The organism is Staphylothermus marinus F1 (assembly GCF_000015945.1).
Classification (GTDB): Archaea; Thermoproteota; Thermoprotei_A; order Sulfolobales; family Desulfurococcaceae; genus Staphylothermus; species Staphylothermus marinus.
Genome location: NC_009033.1, coordinates 1,017,183 through 1,037,899 on the forward strand (window position 1 = coordinate 1,017,183; position 20,717 = coordinate 1,037,899).

Below are 20,717 nucleotides of genomic sequence, written 5' to 3' on the forward strand. Positions count from 1 at the left end.
GGAGCCGGGGTGCCCGAGCGGTCTAAGGGGCTGGCCTTGAGAGCCAGTGGGCCAAGGGGCCCGCGCGGGTTCGAATCCCGCCCCCGGCGCCATTATTTTTCGATTATGAACTAATATTCTGAAAAACTAATACATATTATTGCGTTCTTCCTAGATGTTTGATGATCTCATATGCTATTAGTCTCGACATCAATACTAGTATACTAAATACCGATCCTGCCATTAAAACCGCAGGGTAAATATTTATGCTTTCCAGAATAAACACAATTACCGATCCGGTGAAAGCTGTAAATAAGCTTATGGCTTTAAACAACCATCTATCTATATATAGAAACTCATTATTGGTTTTAATGATCAAGAGTCCGGATAGCAGAGCTCCCAGCGATAAACCTGTTAAGAGCGGGGCATCCGTATATTCTGGCATTTCTATTGATGAGATAATAGAAGCGATAAGAGATGGAATGGTTATAGATACAAGGTATTTCCCTGGATTATTAAAACATATATATAGTATAACCGATAATAGAGCAACTACTACTCCGAGAATAGCTCCTCCAACTACATCTATTGGATAATGAACATGTAGAACAAGCCTCGAATCACTAACAGCAAATGCGTGTATAAACAAAGCTAATGCGATCAAAGGATTACGTGTAGCATAGCCTGCTAATAAAGCAAATGAAAAACTCATAGCTGCATGTCCGCTTGGAAAACCTGGGCCCTCAACTTTTATTAACCATTCGGAAGAAGGGGGTCTCGGCATTTTTAGTATAGTTTTCAACATTACATCAAGCGAGCCTGTTAATCCAAGGCCTCCGATAATAAATATACCTTTCTCCCCTGAATATAAGGTATAAACTAAGATAGCGATCAGCATATAAAATGTGCTTTTCCCAAGAATACTGGCAGTCTTCGCTAGATCAGTATTTTCTAGCAATACTCCTATAAACTCTGTAATCGAAGATAGTAACAGTAGGTAGATAAGTATTTGTCTAATTTTTTCCAATGCCAGTTCACCGTTTAATAGTATTGCTTTGTTCAATATTTTTGCGGAGAAAAAATAAAATCTTTATTGTAATAGATGCATAATATTTATTGGACACTGCACTGGATGTTTCTATAATATGTTTACTTATGAAGAAATATTGAGAGGAGCAATGTTTATGAAAATGTAAAAATAGAATTATGTATTAAGCTTGAACAAACTCTATATTGGTTTAGCAAATCCCCATTTTTCAAGTGCCCTTGCTAGTTCTCTATGTGTTTTCGCGTATTCATCTAATGGTATTCCTTTCAATATTGCTTCTAATGATTGTCTTACTGCCATCGCCCCTGCTCTTGGACCATCTGGGTGTCCTAGTACTCCTCCACCTATTTGTAGTACTAGTTCTGTTCCTAAAGCATCTATTACGCCTGGCAAGTTGCCTGGGTGTAGGCCTCCTGAGGACACTGGCATCGCTGGTTTTATATGGTACATTTCTTGTTCTATATGGAAAACATCGTCAGGGTCTGGTTTGAAATGTTTTTCTCTCAGTATTCTTGCGTATCTTATTACATCGATTTTTCCTCCCTCAAGTTTACCTACTCCTGCAGTCCCAATATGTAGCTGGTCTACGCCAATGATTCTGTAGAGTTTTGCTAATACATACATTGATATACCGTGGTAGGGGTTACGGGTAAAGGCTGCATGCATTGCTCTATGTGCATGAATAGCTAAGCCATATTCTTCAGCTAGATCCCTGATATATGTTAGCGTAGACCATCCAGTCACTACTACATCAACCATTACATAGGGGTTATCATAGTCTGCTACAAGTTTTAATCTCTTCTCCATTTCACGTATATCGCTGGTGATGTTTGCGAACCAAACTTTTCTCTCACCGGTTTCTTTTTCTGCTCGATCAATTGCTCTCATTATATGTTTAGCTCTCTCGGAGAATCTGCAAAAACTTGGACTAGTCAGGTTTTCATCGTCTTTAATATAATCCATTCCTCCCACTAGTAGTTCGTAGGCTAGTTTCTCAACCTCCTCCGGCGAATATCCTACTTTAGGTTTTGGAACAGTGCCCACTATTGGCCGATCAGTCACTCTAAAGATCTTTTTTACGCCTTCAACTCCCTTACTTGGACCTTTAAAGTATTGTAGAAACTTCTTAGGAAGATAAATATCTTCGAGACGAAGACCCTCAACTCTCTTCATTCCAAAGACGTTTCCAGCTATTGATGCTAGTAAGCCCGGCATATTTGCTTCCTCAAATAATTCAACTGGATAAGCTATTCTAACAATCCATGAACCATCACCTAGATCTTTGAAATAATATGCTTTGCCGGATAATTTACGAACTCTTTCAGTATTATACCATGGATACAGCGTGGTCCATGTACCAGTACTGCTCTCAGCAGCTACTCCACCTGCTGCATCTTCTATTGTAAATCCTTTGGCTGGTTTAATTCTGAAAACAGCTATAATGTCATTTTCTAAATCTGGAACATAGTTTTTATCTATGTAACTATGATAAGGCTCGAATTTATGTGGCAATATCCATCTTTCCCTCTCAACTTCTTAATAATCTAACTATGATTTATGATTTAAGAATATATTATTCTTAATGCTATAACCATTTAGTGAGGTGATGAAAGAAATGTCTGAGAAAATTGTAGAAAGAGGTTTGCCGGGTAAATTTGATTATTTAGAACACACTGCTGATCTATACATAGTTGCATATGGTAAAAACATACTTGAACTTTTCGAAAATGCTGGTTTATCAGTTTTCGAATCCATGACTGATACTAGTAGTATCAAGAAGAAACAAGTGAGAGAAATAGTGAGTGAAGGCTTCGATCTCGAGAACCTATTGTATCGATGGCTTGAAGATTTACTGACACTATATTATAGTGAAAACCTTATTTGTAGCCAAATACAAGTACTATCTCTAAACATTATGAAAAGAGAAGATGAAATACAATACGTTATTAAGGGAAAATGCAGTGGAGACTACTTTGACCCAAACAAACATGTTTCAAAAGTAGAGATAAAAGCTGTAACGTATCACTTAATGAGAATAATTAAAGATGAAGAGAAATGGAAGGCATACTTTGTTCTAGACATTTAGTTTTCTCAAAGTATTAGAGCATGTTTCACAGAAAAACCTAGTCTTGGCATCAACTTCATATACAGAATTACTAAAGCTCATAACACATGTTCTTCTCTTACAATGGCTTAAACCCAATAAATGTCCTAGTTCATGCACTATTTCCTTAGCTACTCTCTCCAAATAGAGGTTATAATTTGGTTCTTCACCATAAAACCTTGGATCAAGTCTGCGTGTAAAAACAACTGCTATCCTATTTATAGGAGAAGCCTCCCCGAAGACAAAGTTTAATCCATAATCATATCCATCAATATAACCAATACCAACAATAAAATACTCGTTTAAGTAATCATAAAACATATTTCCCATATTCTCAATAATACATGGAGCAAGATACTGTTTTCGAGCCCAGTTAAAACATTTCATAGAAGGCTTAATAGTAGAGGGCCAAATCAGTATTTCAGAACTCAATCCGGCTCTGCTTAGTGAGTCTGCAACTATATTTTTCCAGTCATCAATATAGTCGAAAACATAGTTTCGATTCAACGGGACAAACAAAACTTTCAACATATATATTTCACCAAGAAATACGTAGTTAGAAGTAAAATATTAGTTTTAGGTAGTAAAGAATAATAATGTATTCTAGGCTCCCAGCTACTGTTTTAAATGAAGAAAAAGATGCCGCCGCGGGGATTTGAACCCCGGACAACCCGGTCTTCAGCCGGGCGCTCTCCCAGGCTGAGCTACGGCGGCGTTTTCAATATATATCGTTTAGCATTTGGGTTTATTAGTTTTATTAGAAATTTAAATATATCTAGAAATATTCAGCATCAGGTGTTCTAGGAGGCGAAAAAGATATGATGGCTGTAATTCTTGCAGGAGGTTTCGGTAAGAGATTACGTCCATATACAGAGGAAATACCTAAGCCCCTAGTTAGCGTTGCTGAAAAACCAATTCTTGAATGGCAAATTGAATGGTTGAAACAGTATGGTTTCAATGAGTTCGTATTACTTGTAGGATATAGGAAAGAGAAAATAATAGAACATATTGGGAGTGGTGGAAAACTGGGTGTTAAAGTAACATATGTTGTTGAAGACGAACCATTAGGAACAGGTGGCGCAATCAAGAACGCTGAACATATTCTTTCTAAAGAGGAGAAATTCTTAGTATTAAACGGAGATATATTAACAAATCTTAATCCAATGAAACTATTCGAAAAACTAGATGAGCACCCAGAATTCGTAGCTGTAATAGCTAGTATACCATTACCTAGCCCTTACGGTGTACTGGAGATAAAGGATTCCAAAGTAACAGGTTTCGTTGAAAAACCAAAACTACAAGATTACTGGATAAACGCCGGCATATATGCAATGAAGCCTTCGGCTCTAAAATACTTCCCAGAGAGAGGGGATCTGGAGAGAACAGCGTTTCCGGCAATGGCTAAAGATGGAGTTCTAGGAGCCGTTAAGTATACAGGTGTATTCTGGAAATCTGTAGATACATATAAGGATCTAGAAGAAGCAACTAAAGCAATAATAAAGCTTGGAGGCAAATTATAATCAGATTTTCCGGCTCTCATCACAGCCTTTTTCATAGGGCTCATGAGACCCTCTTATCATCACTTAACCACAATAATAACAATAAGTATATGGGGCTAATAATAGTTAAATAAAATTTAGTTAGTTCAAAAATATTTATTTTTACCCATAAATCCTCTAGGCTAGTAGAAACAAAGTTTTAAACCTTGAATAAATAAACCATTTATAGACTCGATGCTAGATGCGGCGGTCGTCTAGCCTGGACTAGGACGCCGGCCCTCCAAGCCGGAGATCCCGGGTTCAAATCCCGGCCGCCGCATTACCTTAATTAGGCTGAATATTTTTATCTCTATACTTTATCTGTTAAGTATATATGTAATGTCTCTAATCATATAGTATAGTTATACATTAGCCCACAGTTTTTACCATAACATTTTATAGTTTGCTTGGTTATACGGGGTATTGGATGCTAAAAACTATTATATTAAGTATGCGGGGGTTGTCATTTTTGAGATTTACATGGATGTGTAAAAATCCACCATCAATTACTGCAGGGCGTTCAAGAATCAAAATATCTATAATAGGTGCTGGTCCTGGAGGGCTTGCCGCAGCAGGCTATTTCGCTTGTCTAGGCTACTCCGTAACAGTATATGATAAACAACCATTACCTGGAGGAATGATGGTTTTCGCCATTCCTAAAGTTAGGATACGTGATGAAACAGTATTGGAAGGCATATATGAGCTTAGAGATAAGTTCGGTGTTGTCTTTAAGAATAATATTAAGATATTCGGTAATCATGAACCACCAAAAGAGGAAGGCGATCACTTCGTGAAGGAACTGATTAATCTAAAAGATATTGTTGATGAAAGTGATGCGGTCCTAATTACGACTGGTACATGGCAAAGTAGAAAACTAAGAATACCTGGAGAGGAAGGTCCTAGAGTTATGAGCGCAGTAGAGTATCTCTACGACATACGTGTTTGGGAGAAAGGGTTGGTTGATCATAAACCGAGTGTTGGGAGAAAAGTAGTAATAATAGGTGCTGGTTTAAGCGCGGTGGATGCAGCTCTGGAGGCACTTGAACAAGGTGTTGAAGAAGTTATGATTGCTTATAGGAGAACAAAGAAACAAGCTCCTGCAGGTGTCTATGAGATAAACAAACTTATAAAAAGAGGTGTTAAATGGATTGAGCTCGTTAGCCCAGTAGAGATAATCAGAGAGAATGGAGGAGTGAAAGCGATTCGCCTACAAAGAATGAGGCTTGGAGAACCTGATGAAAGCGGTAGACCAAGACCAATACCTATTCCTGGAAGCGAATTCGACTTAGAAGCAGATACAATAATTGAGGCAATAGGAGAAATACCTACTCCGCCTCTTGTCAACGGATACCTAGGAATAAAGCTAGATAAAAGAAACAAAATAATTGTAGATGAAAAATTTAGAACAAGTAATCCAAAAGTATGGGCCGCTGGAGACGTTGTAACAGGCCCTAGCTTCATAGGTAATGCAATAAAAACTTCTCTCTACGCATCTAAATCTATACATACATATTTAAGTGGCAAGATTTTATGAGCTAGCCTCACATATATGAGGTGTCCAATATAGCCACATCTACTTCTAAAAATGAAAAAGAACTCGTATATATGAGATACATAGATCTAGATAAGTGTATAGGCTGTTATACGTGTGAGGCAGTATGCGACTTCCTACACAACGGTAAACCATTCATTAAAATCTATGAAACAAGCATTGGACTAAGAACACCTATTTCGTGTCTACACTGTAGTCGTGCACCATGCATCGAGGTATGTCCCACAGGAGCTATGACAAGGGATGAAAGTGGCGCAGTTTATGTTGAGTACATGAAATGTATAGGTTGTATGGCGTGTCTATATGCATGTCCATTTGGTATACCAGAGCTTGATCCCAAGGTGGGTGTGTCGACAAAGTGTGATTTATGTAGACCATTACGTGCCCAAGGCTTGGATCCAGCCTGCTATGCGATGTGTCCAGCAGAAGCGATTATGTATGGTAAACCTAAAGATATAAGCGAACAAATTAGAAAGAGGAAAGCGGAGTTAATGATCAAAGCAAAGATGTCCGGGCCCAGCACAGAATCGATAAGTTAATATTGAAAATATAAATATTCATAGTTTTATTTATTAATTGACTTAATATAACCACCTTTGCAAGGGAAAACACATGATAATCACAATGATGATTATCTATGTAATTTTCATGATTTTATCAATATCTGTAATTTATCTACCTGTGCGGAAAAGGAGCCTATTAGTATTCTTAAGAGTAATTGCATATGTATTACCTGCTATTTTGTCTTTATTAGGATTATTCGACCCCATTTCATTCGTATTTATAGCAGTGGCCATACCTGTAGGGTTGCTCGTTAGCTTATATAACTTATGGTATGCTGGATCAAAATATGATAGAAGTTGGGATCTAGTTCGTTTACTGGACTTATTCAACATAACCATTATATATACATTTCTAGCTCCTAATTTATTGCTATTTATATCTATATGGACAATCACTGAAATCATTGGTTTTCTACTTGTCAGTTTCGAGGGTGGAGACGAAGCTTTTCGTGCAGGATATAGGTTCTTTTTCCTGAAGAGCTTGGCATTTGAGTTATCTGCACTTTCCATATTAGCTATTTTGTCTCAGAATATTAGCATAATTGATTCTTTAATATTGCCATTCAATGAGTTACCTAAGACATACTTAGATCTTATACAAGCATTGCTTGTTACACTAGGATTCATTACTACATCAGCAATAGTGCCTCTTCATTTTTGGCTACCAAATGCTCACAGTATCGCTCCAAGTAGTGCATCAAGCGTATTGAGTGGATTAACGGTAAAGATGGGATTCTATGGATTGATAAGAATAACTAGTTTTCTTAGATTACCGATTAGCTATTGGTGGATATTGCTTAGCCTAAGTATTCTTACATCAATTTATGGGTTTACAGTTTTACTTGTTCAAAAAGATATTAAGAGACTACTTGCATACAGTACCATTGGCAATACAGGTTTCATAGCGGCTCTCTTATCAATATATGCAATATCACATAATAACCTTCTATATACTGCCACGATGCTTAACATATATGCTCATGCAATATATAAGGCTGCATTATTCATTAATACTGGGACAATAGTTATGTTAGCACATACTCGAAACATAGAGCGTCTAAGCGGGTTGGTTGCTTTTACTCCTTATTCTAGTATGGGTGTTCTATTTAACATCTTGAGTGTTATAGGAGTACCTCCAACAATAGGTTTTATAGGTAAGTTAGTTGCTGTTGTTGCGTTATTAATAGTTAATGATTTAGCTTTGAAGATGCTGGGGTTACTAACTATTGTTTATGCAATACTTATAAGTATTATCTATGGTTATAGAATATTATCTATACACTGGCGCGTTACATCAATTGAATTCTCGGCTTCTTATATACCTTTATATCCGCAGATAATCGAGCTGATAATGGGTAGTTTGGGCATAATTTATGGGTTAATTATTTTTCTCTTGTTCAATGTTGGAATGTTGCTTATTCTTTCCATTGTAAATGTCTTTGCACTTCTACTAGTTGCTGTATTGATCGCAGTCTTCTACTACAATATTAGAGCACGTATAATGAGGGAGGTGAGTACGAGTTGATGCTTATGAATAGTGTTGACGCTAGTATTCTAGTTACCAAATACCTTATCTTAGCAACTTTATCATCATTAATACTTATCGGTGGAAGCATTGTTGATAAAAGAAGAATTTTGGGTAGGATTCTCCGTGTAATAGGATATATTGGAATTATCTTGTTTGTTGTGATTGATGCATTGTATATGCATATTTTAAATAGTATATCTTATCCATTTCTGTTATTGCTTAGCCTTATCTGTGTTTCTATAACCATTTATACAGAGGGATACTCTAGAGTCTTATTTGGTATGGCGAGAGTTTTACAAGTACCGGTAGAGATACTATCAGTTTCTATGTTGATGTTGTTTTCTTCAACACTATTGATAGAATTTGTAATGTTTTGGATTATAACTGAGCTCATAGGTTTTATGATAATATTATTTAATGGAACACATGAATCGTGGAGAGCTGCCATAACTTATCTAGTAGTTGGTGCATTAACAGCTGATATAAGCTTATTCACAGTGCTTGCAGTTCTTGCTCAAAATATCGGGTTAGAAAATATATTTTCGCTCTCAATTAAGAATATAATGCTTTTACAAAGTAGTGTTAATCCACTATTATCTATATTGATTCTTTTAGGCTTTATAGCGAAAGCAGCTCTTGTCCCATTTCATTTCTGGTTGCCAGACGCTTATACAGTGGCACCTACTCCAGCATCGGCTCTCTTTAGTGGAGTTATGGAGAAAATGAGTGTCTTTAGTATACTAATTATATTCTACATGATTAATGTTGATTATATCCTTACTGGTACGATATTGATTATACTGGGTCTACTAACATCTATCTATGCTGGTTTACAAGCTATTCTACAATCTGATGCTAAGAGGTTGTTATCATATAGTACTATGGGTTATAGTGGTTGTATAATGGGCTTTGTAGGACTTTATGCCCTTACTGGTTTTGAAGAAATAGTATTATATGCTTTTCTGCTCCTAATCTTTGCTCATGGTCTCTCTAAGTCACTACTTTTTATGAATGCTGGTACCATGGAGATTCTTGCAAATACAAGGGAAATATACGATCTAGGATATCTAGCTAGGATAGATAGAAGAGGTGCATTCACAATTGTATTTGGTGGATTAAGTCTTTTAGGGGCTCCTCCAACTATTGGTTTTATAGCAAAGTTCTTAGGGTTTGCAGCTGCATTGTTTGCTGTTATAAGATATGGAGTAATAGGTGTCCCATTGCTTGTCTCGCTAGCATTCATGTCTGCAGCTGGGATCGTATATGTGCTGAAATACTTGGGGAGCTATTATGGGGGATACAAGCCTTTTATCGGCAGGGTCATTAAGTACTATCTCTTAGATTGGGGCGAAATTCTTAGTGTTATTCTAATAATTGTTCTAGGAATAGTTGGATCATATATGGTATATGTTCTGCTTTCATCGATTTATGTGTTAATACTAGATATTATTTTACTCTTGGCGTTGTTGATTACGCAACTAAATATTAAGAGGATAAAAATACGTGAAGAAGAACCCTGGATTGGAGGTGCTTATCCATGAGTCTAGCAAAAGCATCAATTATTTACGAATTGGAAAAAATTCTGAGAAAAGTCAGGAGAGGGATAACTAATATTAGGGAACCATTAAGCCGTATCGGCGCTGAAATAATTGTTTCTCCCAGTATTGTGGGAGCCAAGATCGAGGAAGCGATTTTGCGATCAGCTGATAGGTTTGCAGAGAAAATTAATAGTGTTCAGAAAAGTATTGAGGAAAGTCTTGTAATGAGCAGTTTGTATATAGGCTTCCTTATGACTATGACAATAATAGTTGCAACGGTGATACTGTATGTTATTGGATATTAGCATTTATGTTATTTCTTTTATAGTATTCCTATTTATTCCACCACTCCTTGATGGTTTAGAGAGAAAGATTAGAGCTAGACTGCATAGCAGAGTAGGACCTCCTACAATTTTTCAGACATGGTACGATATAAGGAAATTACTAGCTAAAGAACAAGTTGCAACAGATACGTTCGTTAACACTTTTTTCATCGTGTCTATACTATTTACCACATCTATGTTAACGATCCCACTTATGCCGTTTGGATCTATAGGTATATTCTCTAATAGCCGGAACAGCTTAATATTATTCATAATACTTTTGGCTTCTTCTCAGCTATTATGGGTAGCTTTAAGCTTATCTCCTGGAAATCCTTTTTCAACTATAGGTGTTTATAGAGAAGCTTTATTGGAAATGGTTAATGAGTTATTCTTAATTCTTACTGGTTTTGGCTTAATGGTGTATATAGGTGGTACAAGCTTCCGCGATTTAACGAACATAAACTATTCCGCAATATATATTCTTTTCATTGTTTTATTAATTGTTATATCGTATGTGTCTTCTGGAAGAGTGCCATTCGATCTAGCTGAAGCAGAACCCGAACTTGCTAGTGGAGTGCTTATTGAGTTTAGTGGTCCAATACTAGGTATTGTTCTCTATACAAACTTTCTCAAACGGGCTATACTTTGTGGGTTTATTGCCAATTTAATACTATTGCCGCTGAAAAGCTTGGTTAATGATATTGTACTGGCTGCTTTATTTTATTTGCTATTATTTTTTATTTGGCTTATCTACGCTATAGTCAGTATATTGTTGGCTAGATCGAGAATAGATTTAGCTCCTAGAACGATGTTTGTTGTTTATTTACTCTTTTATTCAATAATTGTTGTTTTATGGTTAATAGGGATATAAAATATATAATAAAAATGAGGGTATGAAACATGATAAATAGAATTGATAGTGTCAGGCAGCATATCATAGAGAAACTAGGAGATATTGTAAAGGAAACTAAGTATATCGGTGACCAAGCTTTAATGTTGCGTATAGATAGAAATTATTTAAGAAAAGCTGTAGACATAATTCATAATGATCTGAATGCGTATTTTAGAACTATGGTAGCGGTTGATGAAAGATCGTTGAATGGCACTTTTGCGTCTTATTATATTTTTGGACTTGACGCAGCTCATTTAAATATAATTGTTAAGACACATACTAGCGCTGATGAACCTGTTTTACCGTCAATAATTGATATTGTCCCGGCTGCTGATTGGTATGAGTTGGAAGCTTGGGATCTATTAGGGATCAAGTTTGAAAATAGAAAGGTTCACAGGTTTGTTCTACCTGATGAGTGGCCTGAAGGAATATATCCTCTGAGAAAAGATGTTGAATATACCTATAGGCCTAAACCTAGGAAAGTTCCCAGACAACCACCCACGGGTCAACGAATACCTATCGGACCATATCATCCCGCACTACACGAGCCTGAATATTTTGAACTATACGTAGAAGGAGAGAAAGTAGTTGATGTAGAATATAATGGCTTTCATGTTCATAGAGGTATAGAAAAACTCGCTGAGGCACCTCGATTTAATTATCAAAAAATACCTTTCTTAGCTGAGAGAATATGTGGCATATGTGGATTCGTTCATAGCGTATCATACACTATGAGCGTTGAAAGAGCAGCAAAAATAGATGTTCCGGAGAGAGCAGAGTATATTCGAAGCATTATTTTAGAGATTGAACGCTTACATAGCCACTTATTATGGATAGGGGTAGTATGTCATCTTCTCGGCTATGATGCAGGGTTTATGCATACTTGGAGGATTAGAGAAAAAGTGATGGTACTTGCAGAGCTCTTAACGGGAAGTCGTAAAACATATGGTATAAATCTCGTTGGAGGAGTGAGAAAAGATATAAACATGGACAAAATTGAGGCTGTAAAGAACACTATAGAATATATTCGATCAGAGTTTAAACATCTTTCAGATCTAATTACAAGTATTTCGCAAATAGTTAAAAGAGCTAGTGGCACAGGCATTTTGTCAAGAGATGATGCAAGAAAGCTCTCGGTAGTAGGACCTGTTGCTAGGGGTTCGGGTCTCGACAGGGATGTTCGTAGGGATTATCCATATGCTGCATATAGAGATGTTTATTTTAAAGTACCAGTCTATAATGAGGGAGATAATCTAGCCAGGCTTCTCGTTAGAATAGATGAAGTATTTGAATCTATATATATTCTAGAACAACTAATTGATAAATTGCCCGGAGGACCCATAATGGCTGAAAAGCTAGAAGTTCCTGAGGGAGTAATAGGTATAGGAAACGTTGAGGCACCACGAGGCGAGGTAATACATGTAACTATAACGGGTCATGGAAGACCTTATCGTTGGAGAGTTCGTGCGCCTACTTATCAGAATATTCCAGCATTGAAAATTATGCTTCGCGATGCACCATTAGCTGATGCACCATTAACTATAGCTAGCATTGATCCGTGTTTCTCATGTACGGATCGAATAGTAATAGTGGATCTAAGATCAAATAGGAGATTTAAAGCTTCTATGGAGCAAATAATTAAGGCGGGAAGGTGATCATGTTATGTTAGTTAGAAAACTCCTAAAACCATTAAAACTGATCTCTGTCGCAAAGAAGGCAGGAGTAGTAACTGTATTATATCCGTATCAAAAACCACTTATTACCAGTGAATTCCGCGGAAAAATATCTATAGATCCTTCGAAGTGTATAGCTTGTGGAGCATGTGTAAATGTTTGCCCTCCCAATGCATTGACTTTATCTAAGCAAGAAAACATAATAATGATTAATTATTTTATAGGCAGGTGTATATTTTGTGGTAGGTGCGCCGAAGTCTGCCCAGTAGGTGCAATAACGGTCACCAACGAATTCGAACTTGCATCTACACGAATAGATGATTTAAGCTCTACATTAATACATAAGATATATGAATGTTCTAATTGCGGATCAGCTTATATAACCAGAAAAATGAAGCAGTTTATTATAAATAGAGTTCCAGTCTCCGAAAACTATATAGATCTATGCCCAGATTGTAGAAAGAAGAAATTCTATTCGTCAATTGCTTTAAGAAGAGGGGTTAGAGTTGAAGAGTAAAGATAATATTTTGAAGAAAAGTATATGGGTGTTTCATCTCAACACGGGGAGTTGTAATGCCTGCGACATCGAGATACTAGACGCTCTAACCCCATATTTCGACGTTGAAAGATTTGGTATTAAGCTTGTAGCATCACCTAGACACGCAGACCTAGTACTCTTAACGGGTCCTATAACTCTGAAGACATTACCTAAAGTTATCAATGCGCTTAGAGCAGTTCCTAGACCTAGATACGTGATGGCAATAGGTGCTTGTGCTGTGGGGGGAGGCATATGGTATGATTCATACTCCGTAATAGGAGGAGTTGATGAATTAAAGAAGATTCTTGAAGAATACGGTATAGAAATAGATAAAATAGTATATGTTCCAGGATGCCCTGCCAGGCCAGAAGCGATCATATATGGCGTAGCATTACTTCTAGGGTTAGTTAAACAAAAAGTTGCTAAGGAGGTGAAAATTATTGAATAAACCAATTATGCAATTGAAAATTTATATTTGCAAATATGTCGAGAAAGAAAAAACTCTAGCTTCTAGACATATGATTGCCTCTATTGGAATTTGTAAATTGCTAGGTGAGAAAGAACTTGATTTAGAAAATTTACCCGAAGAAAATAGAAAAGCGTTACGTTTAAGAGGTGAAACTAACTTGTTTGATCCTATATTAATTAAGAAATTGTTTGATCTCAATATTTCCCCTGAATACTATATTAAATTAAAGATATAGGGGATAATATTGAGCTTAGAACATCAAGTAACCTTGTTTATATTGTTCGTCTTTCCATTCTATTTATTGGCTTTTACATTATATATTATCAGGGCTATTCGCGGACCTAGTATTCCCGATACAGTACTAGCTATTGACGCATTATCTTTTGATATTGCAGCTTTCCTCGCTTTATTATCTATAATATATCGTTCACCAATATTGATAGCTTGCACAATAGTTCTTGCATTATGGGTTTACGCCTTAGATATATATGTTTCAAAATACTTTACACATAAGGAAATGGGTGAATAGATGTGTTTGAAGAGTTATTGGTATATTTTGGAGAAATACTCGTAGTTATAGGTGTATTCTGTGATTTAGCAGCATCTATAGGCATGATTAGATTTCCAAACTTTTATACACGTATGCATGCAGCTACAGTTGGTACAATTGGTGGAGCAGTTGTTCCGTTGATCGGCGTAGCATTCATTGCATTGGGATCTACATGGCTGGGCGTATATAGGTTTTTCTTGTCCGGTGCAAGTTTCGTAGCGGCACTACTAATAATGATATTAGCTCCCGTTGGTACGCATGTCCTTGCTCAAGCTGCTCATCATGCGGGATTAGCTCCTAAACAGCCAATAAATTTTGATCATTTAGAAGAAGATCTAAAATATGAATTGGAGGATAAGAAAGAATGATTAAAGAATTTACTCTAGCTTTCCTAATGCTGGTAAGTATTGCTAGTGTAATAGCTGCTTATCTAGCTATTAAAGAAAGAGATATGGTTAGAGCAATTGTTTACTCCGCGATTCAAAGTGCGATGTATGCATTAATATTTTATATTCTAATGGCTCCAGACATTGTATTAGTCTATGTTCCGGTCTCAGTCGGTCTAACACCTGCTATCTTATTGTTTGTTACGAAGAAAACTGAGAGATATGATGGTGACTGAGAAATGAAAACATCAGATATTTTCGTGATTATTTCTATTATTGTATTCATATTCAGCTTAGCATACATAACTAGTCTTGGTGGTTTAGGAGAGCTGCCACCAATAAATATAAGGCAGCTTGCAAAAGTGTACTTATCCTCAACATATAATCCCTATAATATTACTAATACTAGCAGTGGTTATGAAAGTGTAACTGCTATAGTATGGGATTTCCGTGGTTTAGACACTTTCTTCGAAACAGCGGTATTCTATGGCGCCGTAATAGCATCTATAGCGATCTATAGGGGAGTTAAAATAGAGGGTGCTGGTAAAGCTTATGGTATGAGCCCAATAGCCAAAACAGTTACTAGAATAAGCCTAGTATTGATCCCTACTGTTGCTTCTTCTATAGCGTTACACGGACATTTAACGCCGGGTGGAGGTTTTCAGGCTGGAAGTGTAGCTACAGTGATAGTTATTCTCGTAATCATGGTGTTTGGTTATAGGGCATTAACGAGTAAGGGGTTAACTAAGTCTAGAGTTTTATTGTTAAGAAGCGTTGGATTATTAGGTATAGGTATAACGACCATTGCATTATTATTAGTAGCAATGATCCTTGGCTTAAATGCATATATTTTCCAAAACCAGCCTAAGCTGGACACTCCATTAGCGTATCCTATGTGGATAGATAACATGTTGGTTGGAGGCAGTCTATTATTATTTAATATTTTTGAATATATTGCTGTCACAGCTGGTTTCACATTAGTGCTCCTACTTCTAAGTGTTGAAGAAGAAAAGGTTTTAGAGGTGTTGAAATAGTGGAGACAACATTGTTTATTTCAAGTGTTATTGTTATTTGTCTCTATGTAAACTTAGGTATTGCTTTATATGGGATATTTGCAAGGCCAAGCTTAGTGAAGAAATTACTAGCCATAACGATATTGTCAGACACAGCTAATGCTTTTGCAATACTAGTTGGTTATAGATGGCCTAAGAATGGAACACCTCAACCCCCTGTTCTCATGAATAAAACACCATATAATGAATCTATTAAATATTATATTGAGCACTCTGTTGATCCATTACCTCAAGCATTAGTCTTAACCGCGATTGTTATAGGATTAGCAGTTACTCTGTTCATAGCATTCATAATCATACAATATTATAGGCTTCATGGTACAGTCGATGTTAGAAAAGCTAAGGGGCTGAGAAGGTGAGGTTTAATGTATGAATTAAAAAGATCTATCCCAGCTATCATTGTTTCCTTCATTATCTATATAATTTTTACTGGAAGCATAAGCTTATATGATGTTTTGACGGGAATAATGGTTGCTGTAATAATAGGTTTACTTACTGGTGTATTTATTGTTGAAAACCCAGGTAAAGCATTAAGCATTAGAAGAGCATTATATATGTTAAAATATATTATTTGGTATTTCCTAGTCGCCGAGACTAAAGCACATTTAGATGTAATTAAAAGAGCCCTCAGCCCTAAACCATACCTAAACCCCGGAATAATTAGAATACCATATAATGTTTCAACAGATTATGCTATGACACTCATTGCAAACTCTATAACTAATACCCCGGGTACAGTGGTTGTCGATATAAACCAAGATAAGAAACTGTTCTATGTACACTGGATAGATACGAAGACTCGTGATCCCATTAAGGCATGGAAAATAATTAGTTCTAAGTTTGAGAGCTATGCGCAGAAAATATTTGATTAACAATGTGTATGGGTGGTATGTATGACTGCTATGCCTGAGACAAGCCTTGGAATAATCCCTCTTTTGTTGACAATATCAGCCTTTGTTATACCCTTGCTTACACTAATAATTAAGAAGAGAATATTTTATCACATCTATGCGTTTATATTCGGGTTTCTGGCTTTGATCTATACTATTCTTAATTTTAATCTTGTAAACATTGTGTATAGAAAACCAATAGCATATAATTTCGGTGGATGGATCGCACCTATAGGAATAATATACATTGTAGATGGACTCGGCAGTTTGCTTGGCTTATTAGTCGCTATTGATATGCTAATAGTTATCATCTATAGCTGGTGGTATATGCGGAGTGAAGAGGGCGTAGAATGGTACTATACATTGCTTCTCCTATTGGAAGCTGCTATGATAGGAATAGTTTATACGGGTGATATATTCAATTTATTCGTAATGATTGAATTATTAGCTATTAGTGCTTATGGACTCGTGGCCTTTCATAGAGATCGTAGAGAAGCCATTGAAGCAGCCGTTAAGTATAGTTTAATAGGTGCTACAGCCACAACAATGTTTTTCCTAGCAATAGTGTTCATTTATGGCACATATGGAACTGTTAACATGGCTGATCTTGCGGTAAAATCTAGATCTGCATGGATATGTGCTGAAGCAGAAAATGTATGTAAATTCTTCAGCATAATGAGTGGAAATAGTTACGGCAATCCAATACTGGCTACTGCTATTGCCATAGCATTTGCGTTATGGGCTTTCACTTTTAAAGCAGCGATCTTTCCTAATCATTTCTGGTTACCAGATGCTCATCCCGAGGCACCTACGCCTGTGTCGGCGGCGCTTTCAGGACTTGTTGTTAAAATGGGTGCATATGCTACTGTGAGGATAATGTATACGGTTTTCGGGATTAATTCATTAATAGATGTGCCTTCTCCTTCTGGCGTAAGTTTGAGGGATACACTAATGTTTATAATAATGTTGCTTGGAGCGATCTCAGCGATCATTGGTAGTCTGGTTATGGTAATACAGAACGATGTTAAAAGAATACTTGCGTACTCTACAATAGCTCACTTAGGAATGATATTTATGGGTATAGGTGCAGGTTTAAGAGGCTTAAATACTACTGTTCTCTCGCTTGTTATCGTTGCCGTAACTCTACACATAATTAATCATAGCTTCGGAAAAACATTGGCTTTTCTATCAAGCGGTATATTCATAAAGGCCACTGGAACACGTAATATTCTTCAAATGCGTGGAGTAGGAAGATTAACACCTATAACATCGACAGCATTGATTATATCATTACTTCACTTATTAGGTGTACCGCCTTTCGGAGGTTTCTTTAGTAAACTGTTATTATTTAATGCTTTAATGATGTCTGGACAACTGGTGTTTGCATTAATACTAATATTATCAACAGCTATAAGCATGTTGGGATACATGAGAATAATAGTCAATTTAATAATACCGCCGCGTCCTTCAAGGCTTATAGGAAAAGTTAAGGAAAACCCTATATCATCATTTACGCTTATAGTACTGGTTTTAATAATATTAGGATTAGGAGTATGGTGCTTGCTGGGGGGAATAGATTATATTGAAGAAATTGTTGGTTCAACAAGTACAGTTAAGGGGATCTTAGAATATATTACTTCTCCTCTGTTGAGGTAGTTAAAAATAGTTGTGTTTCTTCGTTATTTTATCTTCAAAACAGCTTGGCCCTTGATCTTTCCATGTTTAAGGTCTTGTAACGCCTTGTTGGCTTCTTCCAATTTATAAATCGTTATATCAGGATATATTCTGTACTTTGACGCTATATCTAGAAATTCCCGGACATCTCTACGTGTAACGTTAGCTGTTGTTTTTACTTCTCTCTCTAACCATAATAGTTTATAATCAAGTTTCTCAATTGGCGACATATAGATTTCTCCTAAAACAACTCTTCCGCCCTTATCTAGTTTTTTCAATGCTTCGATAAAGACCCATGATACGGGTGCGAACACTATTGCTGCATCCAATTTGTTAGGTGGTGTTTCTTTTGTATCTCCAGCCCAATCTGCTCCGAGCTTATATGCGTACTCTATCTTCCATGGACTATGTGTGAATACATAAACAGTTAAACCAAGTGCTTTTGCAGCTTGGAGAATTAGATGTGCTGACGCACCAAACCCGAATAAGCCTAGTATACCATCTCTCTTATCTACTAGCCCAGTTAAGCGTAGAGCTCTATACCCAACAGCACCAGCGCATAGTAGAGGAGCGGCTTTACAATCGTCATGAGTATTTGGAAGTGGATGTACAAAGTCTTTCTTAGCGATCATGTATTCAGCGTATCCTCCATCAACGCTGTATCCAGTAAATAATGCATGATCACATAGGTTTTCTAACCCTCTCCTACAATACTTGCATTTCCCACATGCCCAGTAAAGCCATGGAACTCCTACTCTCATACCTTTACTTACATTATCAACATTTTCCCCAACCTCTTTTACCCGAGCCACTACTTGATGACCAGGTATGAGAGGTAATTTAATGGGCTTGAGTTCCCCCTCAACAATATGTAGATCAGTCCTACAAACTCCACAACATGATATCTCTAATAATACTTCGTCTCCACGCGGATCCCTTATATCAACATCACTAAGCTTTAATGGATTCTTCTCTACAGGTTTAGGCTCGTAGAGAACCATGGCTTTCAAGGTTATTCACCATTAGAATAATTAATTATTTAACCTTAATACATATATCCAAGCATTGAAAATGTTTGGATAAAAAGTTTAAGAAGGATAGAGAGAATGAATCCATATCCCCTGTACATATTATCAACGAGAATAATTAATCCGTTATATGGTTATGAGAAAGTTTTGTGTATTTTACTTCTTATAATTTTAGTTATTATATCTATATTTGAAATGAAAAGAACAACTAAAATTGTAGTATCTATAATCTCAGCTGTAACAATAATTTTTCATTATTACCTGTTTTACCTATTAAGTAAATTTGAAACAATAAATATTCAATTATTCCTAGTGCGAGAAATAACAAGTAATGGAACAGCGATAACAATAGATTTTGGACAAATAATAATCATTTTAATCATATACTTGTGGAGAAGAGAAATTTTTAGGATTGCTAAACATGTTATAAATACACTAGTAAAGCTTATAGTTAAATGAGCACAATTTCCTATTTGAACAAAGCATTCTCGGTTTGAGGTGATTCATTTCTTGTTATCGAAGAATCCATTGGATATAATACCTAAGAATACTAAATTCACTCGCGAACAAGTAGCACAAGCAATAAGATATGCAATAATTGCTGAACTAGACGCTATTAATTTATATCTACAACTAGCTGAGAAAATAGAAGACGAAAATATTAGAAAAGTATTCATTGATATTGCTCGAGAAGAAAAGACTCATCTAGGCGAGTTTCTCACACTTCTAAAAGCTCTGGATCCGGAGCAAGTAAAAGAATTACGTGCAGGACGCGAAGAAGTAGTTGAGTTAACTGGGATGGAAATACCTAATAACAATTATGATTAAAAATTAGATATGGTGAATAAATATGAAGATTGAGGAGATACGTGAAAAAGCTCGGGAAATGAGTGAGCTAGAAAGGAAATATGCTGAAGAACTAAGAGAATTAGCAAGCAAGTTTAAACACCCAGTTCTCCAAGCATTAATTCTAGGCATAGCTCAAGACAGTGATAAACACAGCATATTCTATAAATCCCTATATGAACTCTTGTCTCGTGCACAGCCGTTGCTAACTGAGGAAGAGCTCGCAATTATTAAGGAAGGCATTAGGAAACATATAGAGACAGAAGCTGAAATGGTTAGATTAACCGAAAAACTTGCTCAAGAATCCGAGGATCCGAGAATGAAGTTAATATTTGAAGCAATACATGAAGACGAAGTTAAACACCATAAGTTACTAATACTAATCCAGGAAAAGATTGCTGAGAGAGAGACTTTTACCGAAGAAGACCTATGGGACGCTATATGGAAGGATAGTCCCTGGCACGGCTCACCTGGTGGTTAGAACACAAATTTTTTCTTCAATTAAAACACTTATTGCTTTTCTTA

Annotated in this window: 26 protein-coding genes and 3 tRNA genes; 24 read left to right on the forward strand and 5 right to left on the reverse strand. The window is 36.4% G+C overall.

The features are described 5' to 3' along the window. The first annotated feature begins 3 nt into the window (after positions 1 to 3). A tRNA-Ser gene (locus tag SMAR_RS05425) sits at positions 4 to 92 on the forward strand. A gap of 44 nt (positions 93 to 136) precedes the next feature. On the opposite strand, the gene SMAR_RS05430 is transcribed toward SMAR_RS05425, so the two are convergent. After that, complete coding sequence (locus tag SMAR_RS05430; RefSeq protein WP_011839339.1) at positions 137 to 1,006, reverse strand: phosphatase PAP2 family protein; 870 nt, start codon at positions 1,004 to 1,006, stop codon at positions 137 to 139. 201 nt (positions 1,007 to 1,207) lie between these two features. After that, positions 1,208 to 2,539, reverse strand: coding sequence for a type III ribulose-bisphosphate carboxylase (rbcL, locus tag SMAR_RS05435; protein ID WP_011839340.1), 1,332 nt, complete (start codon positions 2,537 to 2,539; stop codon positions 1,208 to 1,210). Positions 2,540 to 2,642: 103 nt separating this feature from the next. Between rbcL and SMAR_RS05440 the strand changes: the two genes are divergently transcribed. Then, the gene (locus tag SMAR_RS05440; RefSeq protein WP_011839341.1) at positions 2,643 to 3,113 is read left to right on the forward strand and encodes an archease; all 471 of its coding nucleotides are present in this window, start codon (positions 2,643 to 2,645) and stop codon (positions 3,111 to 3,113) included. On the opposite strand, the gene SMAR_RS05445 is transcribed toward SMAR_RS05440, so the two are convergent. Next, positions 3,102 to 3,662: an archaemetzincin family Zn-dependent metalloprotease gene (locus SMAR_RS05445; RefSeq protein WP_011839342.1), complete on the reverse strand. Its 561-nt coding sequence runs from the start codon at positions 3,660 to 3,662 to the stop codon at positions 3,102 to 3,104. The two genes, SMAR_RS05440 and SMAR_RS05445, sit on opposite strands and share 12 nt — an antisense overlap. Positions 3,663 to 3,771: 109 nt before the next feature. Then, a tRNA-Phe gene (locus tag SMAR_RS05450) sits at positions 3,772 to 3,845 on the reverse strand. A gap of 104 nt (positions 3,846 to 3,949) precedes the next feature. On the opposite strand from SMAR_RS05450, the gene SMAR_RS05455 reads away from it, so the two are divergent. The 19 genes from SMAR_RS05455 to SMAR_RS05545 all read left to right on the forward strand — a co-directional run bounded on the left by SMAR_RS05455 (position 3,950) and on the right by SMAR_RS05545 (position 18,300). Further along, complete coding sequence (locus SMAR_RS05455) at positions 3,950 to 4,651, forward strand: nucleotidyltransferase family protein (protein ID WP_011839343.1); 702 nt, start codon at positions 3,950 to 3,952, stop codon at positions 4,649 to 4,651. Between the two features lie 222 nt (positions 4,652 to 4,873). After that, positions 4,874 to 4,949 (forward strand) — tRNA-Gly (locus SMAR_RS05460). A gap of 147 nt (positions 4,950 to 5,096) precedes the next feature. Next, complete coding sequence (locus SMAR_RS05465) at positions 5,097 to 6,203, forward strand: FAD-dependent oxidoreductase (RefSeq protein ID WP_011839344.1); 1,107 nt, start codon at positions 5,097 to 5,099, stop codon at positions 6,201 to 6,203. 20 nt (positions 6,204 to 6,223) lie between these two features. Next, the gene (locus SMAR_RS05470; protein WP_011839345.1) at positions 6,224 to 6,760 is read left to right on the forward strand and encodes a 4Fe-4S dicluster domain-containing protein; all 537 of its coding nucleotides are present in this window, start codon (positions 6,224 to 6,226) and stop codon (positions 6,758 to 6,760) included. A 73-nt stretch (positions 6,761 to 6,833) separates the two neighbouring features. Continuing rightward, positions 6,834 to 8,309, forward strand: a complete 1,476-nt coding sequence (locus SMAR_RS05475) for a complex I subunit 5 family protein (RefSeq protein ID WP_011839346.1) — start codon at positions 6,834 to 6,836, stop codon at positions 8,307 to 8,309. Continuing rightward, positions 8,309 to 9,853 (forward strand): complex I subunit 5 family protein, encoded by a 1,545-nt coding sequence (locus SMAR_RS05480; RefSeq protein ID WP_011839347.1) that lies wholly within the window; start codon positions 8,309 to 8,311, stop codon positions 9,851 to 9,853. The genes SMAR_RS05475 and SMAR_RS05480 overlap by 1 nt, the downstream gene beginning before the upstream one ends. After that, positions 9,850 to 10,155: a hypothetical protein gene (locus tag SMAR_RS05485; RefSeq protein WP_011839348.1), complete on the forward strand. Its 306-nt coding sequence runs from the start codon at positions 9,850 to 9,852 to the stop codon at positions 10,153 to 10,155. The genes SMAR_RS05480 and SMAR_RS05485 overlap by 4 nt, the downstream gene beginning before the upstream one ends. Beyond that, entirely contained in the window at positions 10,139 to 11,044 is a 906-nt protein-coding gene (locus SMAR_RS05490) for a respiratory chain complex I subunit 1 family protein (protein WP_011839349.1), read from the forward strand. Before SMAR_RS05485 ends, SMAR_RS05490 begins: the two co-directional genes overlap by 17 nt. A gap of 29 nt (positions 11,045 to 11,073) precedes the next feature. Beyond that, positions 11,074 to 12,720 (forward strand): hydrogenase large subunit, encoded by a 1,647-nt coding sequence (locus SMAR_RS05495; protein ID WP_011839350.1) that lies wholly within the window; start codon positions 11,074 to 11,076, stop codon positions 12,718 to 12,720. A gap of 7 nt (positions 12,721 to 12,727) precedes the next feature. Continuing rightward, positions 12,728 to 13,255: a 4Fe-4S dicluster domain-containing protein gene (locus SMAR_RS05500; RefSeq protein ID WP_011839351.1), complete on the forward strand. Its 528-nt coding sequence runs from the start codon at positions 12,728 to 12,730 to the stop codon at positions 13,253 to 13,255. Next, positions 13,245 to 13,724: an NADH-quinone oxidoreductase subunit B family protein gene (locus tag SMAR_RS05505; protein ID WP_011839352.1), complete on the forward strand. Its 480-nt coding sequence runs from the start codon at positions 13,245 to 13,247 to the stop codon at positions 13,722 to 13,724. Before SMAR_RS05500 ends, SMAR_RS05505 begins: the two co-directional genes overlap by 11 nt. Beyond that, complete coding sequence (locus SMAR_RS05510; RefSeq protein ID WP_011839353.1) at positions 13,717 to 13,980, forward strand: hypothetical protein; 264 nt, start codon at positions 13,717 to 13,719, stop codon at positions 13,978 to 13,980. The genes SMAR_RS05505 and SMAR_RS05510 overlap by 8 nt, the downstream gene beginning before the upstream one ends. A 9-nt stretch (positions 13,981 to 13,989) precedes the next feature. Further along, entirely contained in the window at positions 13,990 to 14,274 is a 285-nt protein-coding gene (locus SMAR_RS05515) for an MrpF/PhaF family protein (RefSeq protein ID WP_011839354.1), read from the forward strand. 2 nt (positions 14,275 to 14,276) lie between these two features. Beyond that, on the forward strand, positions 14,277 to 14,663 hold the full coding sequence (mnhG, locus tag SMAR_RS05520) for a monovalent cation/H(+) antiporter subunit G (protein WP_011839355.1): 387 nt from the start codon (positions 14,277 to 14,279) through the stop codon (positions 14,661 to 14,663). After that, positions 14,660 to 14,917, forward strand: coding sequence for a hydrogenase subunit MbhD domain-containing protein (locus tag SMAR_RS05525; protein ID WP_011839356.1), 258 nt, complete (start codon positions 14,660 to 14,662; stop codon positions 14,915 to 14,917). Before mnhG ends, SMAR_RS05525 begins: the two co-directional genes overlap by 4 nt. 3 nt (positions 14,918 to 14,920) lie before the next feature. Then, entirely contained in the window at positions 14,921 to 15,715 is a 795-nt protein-coding gene (locus SMAR_RS05530) for an MnhB domain-containing protein (protein ID WP_011839357.1), read from the forward strand. Next, positions 15,715 to 16,113 (forward strand): sodium:proton antiporter, encoded by a 399-nt coding sequence (locus tag SMAR_RS05535; protein WP_212576995.1) that lies wholly within the window; start codon positions 15,715 to 15,717, stop codon positions 16,111 to 16,113. The genes SMAR_RS05530 and SMAR_RS05535 overlap by 1 nt, the downstream gene beginning before the upstream one ends. 6 nt (positions 16,114 to 16,119) lie before the next feature. Continuing rightward, a complete protein-coding gene (locus tag SMAR_RS05540; protein ID WP_011839359.1) occupies positions 16,120 to 16,626 on the forward strand; it encodes a Na+/H+ antiporter subunit E in 507 nt (168 codons plus the stop codon). 21 nt (positions 16,627 to 16,647) lie between these two features. Then, the gene (locus SMAR_RS05545) at positions 16,648 to 18,300 is read left to right on the forward strand and encodes a proton-conducting transporter transmembrane domain-containing protein (RefSeq protein ID WP_011839360.1); all 1,653 of its coding nucleotides are present in this window, start codon (positions 16,648 to 16,650) and stop codon (positions 18,298 to 18,300) included. A 23-nt stretch (positions 18,301 to 18,323) separates the two neighbouring features. Here SMAR_RS05545 and SMAR_RS05550 read toward each other — a convergent pair whose 3' ends face one another. Then, complete coding sequence (locus tag SMAR_RS05550) at positions 18,324 to 19,328, reverse strand: zinc-dependent alcohol dehydrogenase family protein (RefSeq protein ID WP_011839361.1); 1,005 nt, start codon at positions 19,326 to 19,328, stop codon at positions 18,324 to 18,326. A 96-nt stretch (positions 19,329 to 19,424) separates the two neighbouring features. Between SMAR_RS05550 and SMAR_RS05555 the strand changes: the two genes are divergently transcribed. Genes SMAR_RS05555 through SMAR_RS05565 form a run of 3 tightly spaced genes read left to right on the forward strand, consistent with a single transcriptional unit; the run spans position 19,425 to position 20,673 of the window. Continuing rightward, on the forward strand, positions 19,425 to 19,805 hold the full coding sequence (locus SMAR_RS05555; RefSeq protein ID WP_052833844.1) for a hypothetical protein: 381 nt from the start codon (positions 19,425 to 19,427) through the stop codon (positions 19,803 to 19,805). Positions 19,806 to 19,856: 51 nt separating this feature from the next. Next, entirely contained in the window at positions 19,857 to 20,174 is a 318-nt protein-coding gene (locus tag SMAR_RS05560) for a ferritin family protein (RefSeq protein WP_011839362.1), read from the forward strand. Between the two features lie 22 nt (positions 20,175 to 20,196). Then, entirely contained in the window at positions 20,197 to 20,673 is a 477-nt protein-coding gene (locus SMAR_RS05565; RefSeq protein WP_011839363.1) for a hypothetical protein, read from the forward strand. Positions 20,674 to 20,717 lie beyond the last annotated feature (44 nt).